The organism is Paraburkholderia hospita, from assembly GCF_002902965.1.
GTDB classification, from domain to species: Bacteria; Pseudomonadota; Gammaproteobacteria; order Burkholderiales; family Burkholderiaceae; genus Paraburkholderia; species Paraburkholderia hospita.
In genome coordinates this window covers 278,405-290,681 of record NZ_CP026109.1, presented here as the reverse complement: position 1 = coordinate 290,681, position 12,277 = coordinate 278,405, and the positions used below count along the sequence as shown (strand labels likewise).

15 protein-coding genes are annotated in these 12,277 nt (G+C 60.1%); 4 read left to right on the top strand and 11 right to left on the bottom strand.

All coding sequences use genetic code 11. The annotated features are described in order from the left end of the window. Positions 1-7: 7 nt before the first annotated feature. The 3 genes from C2L64_RS50195 to C2L64_RS50185 all read left to right on the top strand — a co-directional run bounded on the left by C2L64_RS50195 (position 8) and on the right by C2L64_RS50185 (position 2,773). Positions 8-1,138 (top strand): sensor histidine kinase, encoded by a 1,131-nt coding sequence (locus tag C2L64_RS50195; protein ID WP_007577977.1) that lies wholly within the window; start codon positions 8-10, stop codon positions 1,136-1,138. 1,112 nt (positions 1,139-2,250) lie between these two features. Continuing rightward, the gene (locus C2L64_RS50190; protein ID WP_039899852.1) at positions 2,251-2,532 is read left to right on the top strand and encodes a DUF883 family protein; all 282 of its coding nucleotides are present in this window, start codon (positions 2,251-2,253) and stop codon (positions 2,530-2,532) included. Between the two features lie 52 nt (positions 2,533-2,584). Continuing rightward, positions 2,585-2,773 (top strand): GlsB/YeaQ/YmgE family stress response membrane protein, encoded by a 189-nt coding sequence (locus tag C2L64_RS50185; RefSeq protein WP_407671990.1) that lies wholly within the window; start codon positions 2,585-2,587, stop codon positions 2,771-2,773. Between the two features lie 194 nt (positions 2,774-2,967). On the opposite strand, the gene C2L64_RS50180 is transcribed toward C2L64_RS50185, so the two are convergent. The 11 genes from C2L64_RS50180 to C2L64_RS50135 all read right to left on the bottom strand — a co-directional run bounded on the left by C2L64_RS50180 (position 2,968) and on the right by C2L64_RS50135 (position 11,243). After that, positions 2,968-4,185, bottom strand: coding sequence for a DUF2252 domain-containing protein (locus C2L64_RS50180; protein ID WP_090837056.1), 1,218 nt, complete (start codon positions 4,183-4,185; stop codon positions 2,968-2,970). 256 nt (positions 4,186-4,441) lie between these two features. Beyond that, positions 4,442-4,843, bottom strand: a complete 402-nt coding sequence (locus C2L64_RS50175; protein ID WP_242684257.1) for a response regulator — start codon at positions 4,841-4,843, stop codon at positions 4,442-4,444. 239 nt (positions 4,844-5,082) lie between these two features. Then, positions 5,083-6,186, bottom strand: a complete 1,104-nt coding sequence (locus C2L64_RS50170) for an extracellular catalytic domain type 1 short-chain-length polyhydroxyalkanoate depolymerase (RefSeq protein ID WP_086917298.1) — start codon at positions 6,184-6,186, stop codon at positions 5,083-5,085. Positions 6,187-6,294: 108 nt separating this feature from the next. Then, positions 6,295-6,867 carry a TIGR01841 family phasin gene (phaP, locus tag C2L64_RS50165; RefSeq protein WP_086917297.1) on the bottom strand — a complete coding sequence of 191 codons (573 nt, stop codon included), beginning with the start codon at positions 6,865-6,867 and terminating at the stop codon, positions 6,295-6,297. A 68-nt stretch (positions 6,868-6,935) separates the two neighbouring features. Continuing rightward, positions 6,936-7,430, bottom strand: coding sequence for a YciE/YciF ferroxidase family protein (locus C2L64_RS50160; RefSeq protein ID WP_086917296.1), 495 nt, complete (start codon positions 7,428-7,430; stop codon positions 6,936-6,938). Positions 7,431-7,525: 95 nt separating this feature from the next. Further along, positions 7,526-8,557, bottom strand: a complete 1,032-nt coding sequence (locus tag C2L64_RS50155) for an alpha/beta fold hydrolase (RefSeq protein WP_090837054.1) — start codon at positions 8,555-8,557, stop codon at positions 7,526-7,528. A 101-nt stretch (positions 8,558-8,658) separates the two neighbouring features. Then, on the bottom strand, positions 8,659-8,910 hold the full coding sequence (locus C2L64_RS50150; protein WP_090837052.1) for a hypothetical protein: 252 nt from the start codon (positions 8,908-8,910) through the stop codon (positions 8,659-8,661). A 104-nt stretch (positions 8,911-9,014) separates the two neighbouring features. Then, entirely contained in the window at positions 9,015-9,293 is a 279-nt protein-coding gene (locus tag C2L64_RS53905) for a hypothetical protein (RefSeq protein ID WP_143055774.1), read from the bottom strand. A 46-nt stretch (positions 9,294-9,339) separates the two neighbouring features. After that, complete coding sequence (locus C2L64_RS53900; RefSeq protein WP_158660671.1) at positions 9,340-9,504, bottom strand: hypothetical protein; 165 nt, start codon at positions 9,502-9,504, stop codon at positions 9,340-9,342. A 448-nt stretch (positions 9,505-9,952) separates the two neighbouring features. Then, on the bottom strand, positions 9,953-10,879 hold the full coding sequence (locus C2L64_RS50140) for a hypothetical protein (RefSeq protein WP_090837047.1): 927 nt from the start codon (positions 10,877-10,879) through the stop codon (positions 9,953-9,955). 10 nt (positions 10,880-10,889) lie between these two features. After that, positions 10,890-11,243 carry a hypothetical protein gene (locus C2L64_RS50135; protein WP_086915488.1) on the bottom strand — a complete coding sequence of 118 codons (354 nt, stop codon included), beginning with the start codon at positions 11,241-11,243 and terminating at the stop codon, positions 10,890-10,892. Between the two features lie 328 nt (positions 11,244-11,571). Between C2L64_RS50135 and C2L64_RS50130 the strand changes: the two genes are divergently transcribed. Continuing rightward, complete coding sequence (locus tag C2L64_RS50130) at positions 11,572-12,192, top strand: SEL1-like repeat protein (protein ID WP_090837045.1); 621 nt, start codon at positions 11,572-11,574, stop codon at positions 12,190-12,192. Positions 12,193-12,277 lie beyond the last annotated feature (85 nt).

Sequence of the window (12,277 nt, the reverse complement as noted above, 5' to 3'; positions counted from 1 at the left end):
AAAAGCCATGAGACTGGCGCAATTCATCTCGACCGAAATGGAAGCGATTCTCGCGGAATGGGAAAGCTTTGCCTCCACGTTGCTGCCCATAGCAGAGGGCATGTCGGCCTTCGAACTGCGCGACCATGCCCGGCAAATCCTCGAGGCGATCGCAAAGGACCTCTCTGCGCCGCAGACGAGACAGGAGCAGTTCGACAAATCGAGAGGTCTTGCCGCTGTACCGGAGGGCGCCCCGGAAACGGCCGCCCAGACCCATGCCGTGCTGCGCGCCCGCCGCGGCTTCGATATCAACCAGCTGTGCGCCGAATACCGCGCGTTGCGCGCCGCCGTGCTGCGGCTGTGGCTGGATCATGGCGGTGTGGCGCCGCATGAGCTGGACGACATCATCCGCTTTAACGAAGCGATTGATCAGGCGCTCACGGAGTCGGTAAGCTTTTTCAGCAGCCAGGTCGAGCGGTCGCGCAACCTCTTACTCGGGATGCTCGGGCATGATATGCGCAGCCCCCTGCAGACCATCCATATGACCGCCCAGCATCTTGGGAAATTAAACAATGGCGAGGACGTCTCCGCCGCTGCGGCCCGGTTGATCAGGAGCGGCGCGCGAATGCAGGCGCTGCTCGACGACATGGTGGATTTCAGCCGCACAAAGCTCGGACTCGGCATCCGGGTGGCGCCAGCGCCTGTCGATGTTGCAGCCGTGGTCGACGACGAACTGGACCAGCTAAGGGCGGCGCACGAAACACGTGCGGTGGAACTTCATGTGACAGGGGACACCGGGGCGCTTTGGGACGGCCGTCGCATCCAGCAGATGCTTGGCAACCTGGTGGGCAATGCGATCAAATATGGGGAGCCGACGGCCCCCGTGCAGGTGGTTATCACCGGAGGGGACAGGGAGATATTGATTGAGGTGAAGAACCGGGGACCGGCGATACCACCGTCCGCTCTTTACCGCATATTCGAACCTCTTGAGCGGGGTCCCGGGGCACAAACGCAGGCCGGTTCACAGGACGGCCTTGGTCTCGGACTCTACATTGCGCGCGAGATCGCGCGTGCTCACGGCGGTGAGATTCAGGTTCGCTCCGACGAAGCCGAAACCGTATTTACAGTTGGGCTCCCTCGTTCATGTCCGCCTGTCTGAAGGACGACCCTGAAACTTCAACATTTCCGCCAGCGCTCTGTCTCGCGGCTGATGTTCCGCGGCTCGCTCGGTGCGCGAGCTCGTGCATGAACTGCGAATCGCTCAGTGCCGTGTCCGACGTCATCCTTAGTCGTTTCTCTGGGACAGCTATCCCGATTTCTACTGCAGCGCGACTGATTTGACTCGGTACGCTAACTCGCTCCCGTCGTCGGTGCGGAGCACTCGAAATGGACCACTGGCGAATGGCTTATCTCGGGATCCGACAGGCGCCGCGCGAACGCAGCGAATTCCGACTCAATACGTTCTTCACGTTTTCCAGACGCGAACTCGCCAGCATTTTCGCGGCGCTCGGATCTTCACCGGCTGGCCACGGGTCCCTATCAGTTCACCTCGCTCTGGGATTTCCGGTTCCTGCAGCAGGTCGTGCCGCACGCTCAGGTCGCGCGGGTTGGTCAAGCACGATGCGAGAGTACTCCTCTATCCGCCTTAAGGGTTATCACTATCGGCGGCGCGATGGTTCGCTGTCTACTGACAAGTCGGCAGATCGACAGTCGCTCGTCGGACGCGACAGCCAGGTTCGTGCGTCGCACCTTGTTTCCGCACGGCTGGCATGCACGCCTCAGTCGCAGACCAATTAGAGTGTGCGCCGACCATATGTGGCGTTTAGGGCGATGCGAAACCGAGTGCGTCCGCTTATCGCCGACATCAGGACGAACTGTCCCCGAGCAGATTCAACGGTTCAACGTCAGAAGCCTGGCGTTGTCTTTCCATGCGATGAACGCCACGTGGTTGTGGACCGATATAAAGATCCGCGGTTGCCTTCGCGCCCCGCAGAACCGTCCGTGTGACGATCGCGTCCGGGATTGTTGTCGAGACAATGTCCTTATGTGAGTTCGAATGAAGATCGTGCCATAGGCGTTCGTTCGTGTTAGCGACACGAGATTCGCTTCGTGGAAACGGAGAAGTCCGAGCCATGCTAGCGCAACTCGCAGGTGTCCGGGCCGGGCGTGAGCGAATCCGCCTGCGCGTTTCCCCTGCGCCTGTTCGGGACGTTCGCGAGGCATGTCACTTGCTCGTTCAAGGAACCAATCAAACGGAAGTGGGAGGTTCAAATGGCCGAGTCATATCAATCTACGTCCCCCGGCTCCGCCGGTTCGTTTCAACAGAACAGCAACGCTGCGGTGAAGTCGGACGGTAGCGACACAGAGCGAGGAAACGTTTCCAAGGCGATATCAGATGTGAAGGACAAAATTGCGAGTGCGCAGGATCTCGTCCAAACGAAGTACCGCGTTGTTTCCGAAACGACCGACGATTTTGTTCATGAGAGCCCGTGGAAATCCGTCGCAATGGCGCTCATCGGCGGAGTCGTCATCGGTATGCTGATCGCCCGGTAACGCGGCTTCAATTTGTAGATGAGGCATTGCTGCCGCTGTACCAGGTCGTATCGTGGACGGCGGCGGCTTTGGCATCGCCCTCGATGTCATCGTCAGAATTGTCGGAGCCTTAATAGGGAGATGGCTCGGCGGCGCTCTCGGCCTGCATCTTGGAAGCGGCACCGTCGCCTCGCTTATTACGGCGCTGATCGGCGCGGTTATTCTGCTCGCTCTCCCGAAAGTTTTCAGCCGAAGAGGATAAGGCGGACAGAGGATGGCCCTGACCAGAACACACTTTTCGCGAAAGAGCGCCGTCGATGTTCGCAGCGCAACCGTTGTTCCCGGGAGGGCAGTGGCGGAAAAACAGCGATCCGACATGCCCTCATGCGATCCGTATGTGTCATACGACTTATCCAGTCAGACTTCTGCACAGTACGCACTCCGGTCTGCGTCAAATCAGTTAGCATCCAGCGCGTAGCGTCGACAATGTTCGAGGTAGCCGACCTCGTGGCTGCCCACCAGTTCGACAACGCTTTTCCACAGCCACGTGGGCGCTTCGATTGATTTGGATTTTGTACGTCGCAACTCGGAGCTCCAGCGCTTTCGATCAGCGCGGTTCATTTGCCGTGCATGTGCGTGGCCCACCACGAGGGCAAAGTATCGCGCAACCTCCATGGCTTCTTTCTGTCCAAGCTGCTCGATTTCGAGCTTCAGATCCTGCGGCAATAGCTCCCGCAGCACAACCGGTCGATCCTGGAGAGTCGCCGAACGCATACGTTCCCCGAGATGAGGCGACAGGTGGCGGGCGCCCTCAACGACGCGCTCCGCATTGTCTCTGGGCATCACCGCGTCCGCGTAACGCGGAGCCACTGCCTGCACACCTTCCTTGATATCTATCAGGCACAGGTCATCACCCTCTATCGCGCCACCATCCACATCGAGAAGAACCGCGTAGCGGAGTCGTCCGAGCGAACTGCAACCCTTGACCCAGTAAGCCGCATCGAGCACCGTCACATCGCCCGTGTCTGGACGCCCGCGCAAACCCGTAGCGAGTTCTGCCAGGGTATGGATCTGAAAAAGCGATTCGATTTCGGTTCGCTCTTTCTGACTGACTGGCCAGAAACGCTTGCCGAACGGTATAGTTGGCTGGACATCGTCCAGTCTCTCGCGCGCAAGATGCTTCCACGTGCGTCGCACGGCCTCACGCATCACCACACGCACCACCTCTGGTCTCTCGCCAGGCTCCCGCGAAGTCGTCTCTTTCGAGAACGGTTGCAAGTACCCCTCGAAGAGCGCTTCGATCATGTTGATGGTGGTAACGCCCGGAAGTGCCGATCCGCGCGCGGCGGTCGCTAAAGACAATCCGAGGCGAACAAGATCATGCACGGGGTTACCGATGACGGTTTGATCGAGATCGCGAATCTGAACTTCGATTTTTCCCTGAGAATTTGCTATCGGGCCAAGATTGCCTGTGTGGCAGTCGCCACAGATCCAGATGGCAGGCCCTTCAGGCAACCCCCGAATTTCCGCTTCCTTCAACCAGTCATAGAATTTGACCGTGTTGCCACGCAGGTAGGCGTGCGTAGAACTGGCCATCTTCACATTGCGTTTGGCCGTCAATACGTCCTGCCGGCGCGCATGGCGTGGCACTTTCGGTTTCAGAGGCTTGCGCATGGATTCACCACGATTCTGGAAAGTAGAGACATCCGCGCGTGGCGCGCGCGTCGGGACAGGAGCGATGAACTCTCATGATTACCGCGGCACGTGCGTCACGATTCAAAGGCAACCCGCTATTGAAAACAAGGCAGCGCTCAGCCAGACTACAACCTGATACGCCAGCATCCAATTCTTCATTCCGCCTCCTCAGCCGTCTACATCTGTCGCTCATCAATGAACTGGCGCCGGCCCCCTACTTTCAGGCTTCCGTACGTCATCGGATCGTCTGGCCCGTGTTACAGGGTAGTGCGCCCGGCAATCTGGGCCCCGATGGCGGCCGTGAGACGCTCGAAAGGTGCAGGCTTGCGAAAAAAAGCGTCCAGCAACGCAGGACGCACACGGGTTCGGGACCTGCGGACAGCATCACGATGGGCAGATCACGATGCGCGGGTTGCGCGCGCACCTGACGACAGAATTCAGCACCGTCCATGCCGGGCATTTCATAGTCTGTCACAACGAGCTCAATCGGTTCGCGCATCAGCATTTCCATCGCCCGCGATGCGTCACCAGCAATGCTTACGTGATGACCGACGCTTTCGAGCGCCAGTTGCAGCGACGCCAGGTTTTCTGCATCATCGTCGACCAGAAGGAGATTTGCCACAGTTTCGGTCTGCATATTATTTACCCCGGCCTCGCGGTCATGGACGACGTAGTCCGGATCTTATGGCCGCTACGACAACGCAGTCGATCTCGGTGCGCGCTGCCTCGGATGTCTCATTCGTGTTTGACTGCGAGTTCCTGCAATACGACTATCAACCGCAATCGTTGTGCCGCGTCCAAGTGGCAGGAAGTAGTAGCGAGCAACCAGGCTTGGTCAAAATACGTTGAGAAGTGGAAACAACGCCCACCGTTCGATCAGGCCGAGACCTCCCGGTCCTCGCCGGTATTTAGCTTGACCGAATCGAAGAAGCGAAGCATTTCGCGAGATGCATCCGGTCCATTACAGTCGGTGTAGCTTCCCGCGCTGTCGCCGCCGGACCACGCATGGTCGAGACCATGAATAATCCATTGCTCTCCGATCACCTCGCCCGTGTCGTCGCATGAAAGACAACGCATATGCCCATAGATCCCGTCCGCCTCTGGCGCAAATGTCGTGACTTGAGACGGCGTGCTTTCTTGCGAGAGTGCGAAGATGCGGTTCATGCGCATTAGCTCGTCACAATTGCGGGGATGCACGACATTGTCCTGATCGCCGTGAAAAGCGATCAGAGGTGTGTAGGCGCGTTGCCCCGACTTTTTCTGCAACAGTTCAAATTGAAAATCGGTCGACCCGTAATTCATCACGGACATGGCGGACAATGCGTCATCTGCAGTTCCGTAGGGTATCCCGGAGTGAATCCCGGCGGCCGCGTAAAGATCGGCATGAGTGACGGCAAGATTGACTGCCATTGCGCCCCCAGCCGACATGCCGGCCACGTAGATGCGGGTGGAATCCGCGTTATACGTGGACATCACCTCGCGAGTGAGCTCGGCAATGAGCGCCGCTTCGCCCGACTCGCGAACCTGGTCGCCTGGACGAAACCAGTTCCAGCATCTCGCGGCATTGGCGCTTTGCGGTTGTTCCGGATAAACGACGATGTATCGCGCCTCCTCGGCCAGAATATTCATCCTTGTCCCGGTGGCGAAATCGTCAGGATCCTGGTTGGCCCCATGGAGCATGACGATCATCGGGAGTGGTTCGCGACCGTACGAAGTCGGAACATAAACTTTGTAGTTTCGCGCTCCCGCCTTTCCCCGAAACGTCTTATGCAGCCAGACGGACTCAGCCGGCGCTCTCGGTAGCGATGGCCTCGTCGGCGAATCTGCGCATTGCTCATCACAGTGAGACGGCTCCGGATCGGCCGAAGCGTACTCTGGGATGATTCCGCAAAAAAAACTTGTAGTCGCTTCCACAGGTCCTCGTATAAAAAGCGCGAACGTCAGGTCCTGTGCGAATAGAAACGGGTTGGAATTATTCATGATGCTCTTGTCGGTTAACGGTCGCGCATCGCATGCTTGCAAAATAGACCCGCCTTCAGCGGGTCTTGTTTGCTTGCATCCAGATCCTGCACGGGAAAGATCTGTCGCTTAGCGCTTGTTGCCGGATTTATTGGGCTGGGGCAGCATCGCTTCGCCCCCGGCCTTGAAGTCGCCCGTCGCCTTCGCTGTTTGCGAAACGCCATCCGATGAAGCGCTTTCCACTGCGTCTTTAACCGTGGTGCTGAGCGCGTCCTGCGCTGCCTTTGCAATAGTGTTCTCCAGCGTTTCAGCCGTTCTTGTCGACGCCGCGTTCGCTTTTTCTATCGCCTCGATGAACATCGCGTTGACCTGGCCACCACGACTTTCGTACTGGCGTCGGACCTCTCGCGCGACTTCGGCACCCGTCGACAGAATGATCGTGTGTAAATGGCGATTATAGGAAGCCGCCTTTCCGGGAAGCTGGGTCAGCATGCTGGATTGCCATTCCGGAAGATTGTCGACGTTTTCGGTGACGTCGTCCTTCGGGAAATTATTGCTCTCCTCAATGATTGTCCTGATCGTTTGAACATTCAGTTCCGCGAGTTCCTGAAGTCCGTTCATGTATTTTCCAGTCAGATTGACGAATGACTGGTAATTGGCTTTATGAAGATCCGCAATCTGCTGTGGCGAATAAAAGAACATTTGATACTCCGTGTTGGGATAAGCGTCGTTCGATACCTGTTAGAGGTAGGGCTAACCGCATCGACCCGTTACTTGCCCATTGCTTCTGCTGCCAACTTCTCTTCTGCCAGCAACGAAAGCGCCTCGTCCGTCGCCTTCTCTTCCTTCAACGTTTCAGCCAGTAGTTTCACCGTCTCTGCTTCTCCCAGCTGTTTGGCCATTGCGATCAGCGAACCGTAGGAGGCGATTTCATAGTGCTCGGCCTTTTGAGCGGCGGCGATAAGCGCCGTATCGAGGACAGGGCCCTTCTCGATCTCGTCGATTTCCTCCTGCCCTTCCTCGACAAGACCTTCCATTGCGACGCACTTGACGCGCTTGAGCTTGATTCCACTCGTCTCGACAATCTGGTCGATCCGTTGAACCTGCCCCTGAGTCTCTTCCAGGTGTTTCTCGAATGCGGCTCTGAGATCCGGGTTGTTCGACGCGCGTGCCATCTTGGGCAGAGACTTCGTCATCTGTTTTTCGGCGCTATAGATATCCGATAGCGAGTGGATAAACAAATCCTTGAGGGTCTTCGTAGGCATGACTGTTCCTTGATTGAATTTCGGAACTGCACCCGGGATGAGTGCAGCGTGATGCGAGTGATCCAGCATGAATCCAGGCAGCGAGACAGAACTGCTCAATCAGCAACCGTCAGGGGAACGTCGTCTACGGACATGTGAGATTCGATCTTTTTCGTATCCGGATCGACGCTCATACGATCAATCGTGTTGCTGATTTCATTAGCCAGCGCGTAGTGGACCATATGCCCCGCTCCGGGCATCACAGTCAGGTCGCTGTGTGGCAGATCCCGATGCAGCCGGACGGACTGCGCTTCGGGGGCGACGACCTTGTCGCCGTCGCCGGCGAAGAGACTCACTGGCATTTTTAGCGTGGCGTAGTGAGTGCAAAAATGTGCTGCGGACGGGATCATGAACGCGGCGTCCTCTGCCGCTGCCCGGATCTGCACGGGACGCAACAACATTTCACGGGGCACGACATCGAAAAACCTGTCGGGCATCGGCGCGGGCGCGAACATCGCCTCCACGCTGCGCCGTAGCATGACGCGACCGGTTAGCGGCGAAACCGTGTAGCGCAACGCGTCGCCTAATAGCGGAAGCGCCGCCGGTGTCGCCAGCGCCACATCCATGCGGGCCGACGGATAGTAATAGCCTGAAATCAGCACGAGGCCCCTCACATCCGTCGGAAATTCTGTTGCCAGGCCGAGTGCGACCAAAGTGCCCCACGAATGCCCGACCACGACAGGCTGCTTCACATCGATTTGCACGAGTGCCCGCCGAATGACCGCGGCTTGGGCTTGCGCGGTCCAGAGGCGATCTCGCGGACGCTCGCTGTGTCCGAATCCCGGGCGGTCGAATGCGATCACCCGGTGATGTTCGGCTAACCGGTCAATCAAACCGCAGCCGACAAAATCCTGTAACTGGACGGTGTTCCCGTGCAGCAACACGACGGCTGGTCCTTTCCCTTTGTCGATGAGGTGGAGTCGAATACCGTCCACTTCGATAAAGCGGCCTATTGGGGGATTATCGCGTTCGGCTTTCCTTGCCCGATGCAAAACCCACAGCGCGGTGGCTGCACCGGCGACCGCCGTGGCTGCGACCGCTCCGGCCGTAGCCCGAGATAAACCGGCTTTCCTGAAAGAAGTGGGCATGACGTCTCGTGTAGATGCTACAGGTAAGAAAGATCAGCATTCCAGAAAATCGGCGCTTGATGAGATTGGCGCGACCGCATCTCGTGTGGCCGCGCACTGCGTTACTTCTTCCCTTGAGGTGCAACCTCGTCGGGTGGAACATCGCCAGGTGACGGCTCACCGGGAGTGTCTTCTTCGGGGACGTCCTCGTCCGGATCGATGCCGGACGGGTCACTGTCTTCCTCATCCTCGATCCGCGTCGCTCCACCCGTCGCCGGTGCATCGCTTGCAGGAAAGGTGTCTTCGATTGTCTGGTCAATAGCGTCGTCGGGTTTTTCGTCCGGCGCGCGTTGCTCAACAGGCGTATGCGTCATGGTTCACTCCTCGAAAGTTTGTGGCTCCCATGTAAGCGCAATCGCTGTACCGCAAGAGCGACAACTTCCTTTTCAACCGGGAAGTGCCCGCAGCCACGTCAACTTCAAGTCCGACGCGCGCTCTCGTGCCCTTCACGCGCGTCCTTGAAGGCACGATATTCGCGCCGCGTGACGTATTCCGGTCCCAACGATTGCCCACACGCCGGACACGACGGCGTGTTTTCCGAAAAGAGAGAATCGAGGCCGTCATAGAGCCCGTTGTGCGACAGATCCCGCAGTGTCGCGAGATACCAATGCGAACGGGAATCGTCGTACCGGCTTTCGACTATCGAGCCGCAGTGTCCGCACGGACAGGTAACGTGAGTAATTGCGCGCAATGCCATGATGCTCTCCACGGGATCCGCTCGGCCTCTAGCCGCGCTCCTGCGATCAGCGAACGGCGCGGCCCGAGAGCGTCGCGCGAGTCGGATCGCGGCGCAGCGGAACGTTGTCGGTCGAAACGCCTGCGGCTTCCTCGAACGGCGGTTGATGCCTGAAGCCCGCGTGGCCCGAAACGATCGCTATGATCGCGCCGACGATCAGTGCCGCGAACACCGCGTTCGTGAGGTGTACGCTGGAAGCCCGACTGATCCGTCCGGAAACAGGATCAGGTCTTGGTGCGCAATTCGCGCACGGGAGACGATCATGCTCAGACTTTTCGGCATCTTGGCACTAGCGGCTGCCGTCTCGGGATGCGTGGCTGCTCCGCCGTACGGATACAGCGATCCCGCGTACGGCCCAGGCTATTACGCGCCGGGCCCCACCATCGGCGTGGTAGTGGGAGGCGGCAGCCTCGGCGGTGGGGTGGGCGTCGGCGTCGGTGTCGGGTTCTGAGCACAGCGCGGCCAGCTGACCTCCGTTGGCCGGACCGCCCGCCTGTTTCGCGCCACCGCGGAAGCCCTCGCCGTCGCCGGAAGCGCGTCCTTCACGCAGTCTGCTTCCCGCAACACGTCGCGCGACAGCGTTCCCGTAAACCGTTCGGCAACAACGAATGGCTGGGACATCAGCTACGCTCCGTCCCACGACTGGCGATCGCGCGCCGGTACTGGTCGTTGTCGACAATGAGGTGGTCGATCCGCTCGCGCAGCTGCCGGTTCTGCGTGCGCAGCGCTTCCGCTTCGGCAGACACCTGCAGCCGTACGGTGTCGTTCTGCGCCTTGAGGAAGTTCTCGGTCCCGGCGAGCTGCCCGGCCGCCCGGGCGAGCAACTCCGCATCCCGACCCGACGCCGCGATCGTCTCGCGCAGGTCCGCGAGCATGGCATTGACGTGTTCACCCGCGAGATCGCGCGCGGCCTGCGCGGCGCCGAGTTCGCGGCGTAGCTCCCCCATTTCCTTTTCCAGCTGGCGGATCCGCGCGTGCGCATCCTCGAGCGCCGCCGTCGTCCGCTGCGGCTGGCGCCCGTCCCCGTCGCCAGCAACGGCGGACTTCCCCGGTTGGACGAGCAGCGCATGCACAGGCGCGATGCTCTCGCGCAGCAGCTCGCGCACCAGCGGCGCCAGCGCCCCGCGCAGTGCATCGGCGTTGAGGGTGATGGGATAGCCGGCTTCTTCGCCTGCCCCGCCCTGTGCTGCCGCAAGGCGCATCATGCTTCCACCCGTCGACGCGAAACGTGACGCGACCGGGACCAGCGCCGTCGCTTCAGCTGCGGCCTCGACCGCGCCGTGCTCGAGGGCCTGTGCGCGCAGCACCGCCGCCTGGATGGTTGGCGTGCTCGGCCGCCGGGCGACACCCGACTGCGGCGCGACATCCCGCAGCAGCCGGCCGTACGTCATCGCGCCATAGACGCGGCCCGTGATCGCACGCACCGTCGCGACCAGCCCGTCCAGAAAACGCGTGTTGTCCAGCGGGAAATCCCGATCGAGCGCGGCGAGCGCGCCCATGATCGCGCGTAGCTGCGCGTCGTTCCATTTGATGCGGGGACGGCCCATGTGCGCGCCTTCAGAACAGCGACGCCTGGCGCGGATCGCGCGCGGGCGGCCGCGACGCGGCGGCCACCTTGCGCTGGCGCGCGGATGCGCGGCGCGTCGCGACACGGCGCAGATGCGCGACCAGCGACACGATCTGTGTGCCGACCGTAATCGTGAGCGCGAAGAGTCCAATTTCGCCGGGCGCGCTCGCGCGGCAGGCTCGCAGCGACGGGCGCAACGCCAGGCGCCGCGCGCGGGCCACGAGTTGCCCCCGGCTCATGCCGGGCCAGCACTCGGCAACGAACTGCCGGACGGTCGCGGGCAGTGACTCGGGGGCGGTGTCGCCGGGCAGCGCCAGCGCAACGAGTTCGAATGCATCGGCCATCGTGAATCGGACTCCCCTTCTGTAACGTCGTGTTGCGCTCGGGCGGGACGGATGAATCGAACCACGCGGCGTACAGCCTGCGCGCCGTCGCCCGCTTTGCCAGGATTGTGCCATATCCGGAGGTATAAATACTCAAATATCTATACCTCCATGATCACTCATTCAACAACTTCTTAAACCGGTGCATCGCAGGCTTTGCGGATCCAGTGCATTCAGAGCACCATTGGCGCAGACTCGTTTGCGACTAAAGGCGCGCTAGATCCGCAGGTTGCAATCGGCAAAAGGTGAGCTAGAATCAGGTGCATTCTTCACCACGGGATCGCTCACCATGCAAATGGAAAGCTGGGTCGGAGCAATCGAGCGCGAATGGCATCAGTTGCGCCGCGCCGACCCTACACTGGATGTCGAAAAGTTCTCCCGCCACGTCATTGCGGCAAACAAGACTGGATTCCTGTCACCGGAGTCGCTCGCCGCAATCGCAAACGCCCTTCTCACCAGCACGTTAAGCCATGCACCCTATCTGGGCCGCTGGTTACTGGAGCGCGTTGGCGCGAACCGCCATCCGGCCTGGCGAACGGCAATGGCCATCTCCCTCGTCACACCAACCGGAGGGGAGGCGGACTTTGAGAGAGACAACGCGATTCTTGAAGACGTGATGAAGGATGAAACCGCAGAGGATCGTCTGCGCGGCTTGGCCGCCGCCGCGCTGGCCGACAGCGCACGGCTTGGGCGGGGTATGCAGGTGGATGTGAGCCGTGCGCGTTCGCTGTATGAGCAGGCCATTGAACTTGGACACAAAGCCTCAGCGCACAGTCTCGGACTTTTCTGGGAGGGCGTATGGGGTGCAGAAGACAGGAGCGTTGTCCCGGACCGCACCAAGGCCATGCAGAGCTATCGACGCGGTGGCGATGACAAACGTTGCCAACGCCGTCTGCAAGCGCTGCGCTGAGGTCCTACCGCCAGTGAGCCACTCGGGGGGAAGATCCTGAGAGGCACGCGACCGGTTTCTCTCATCAATGGGAAGCGACTGACGC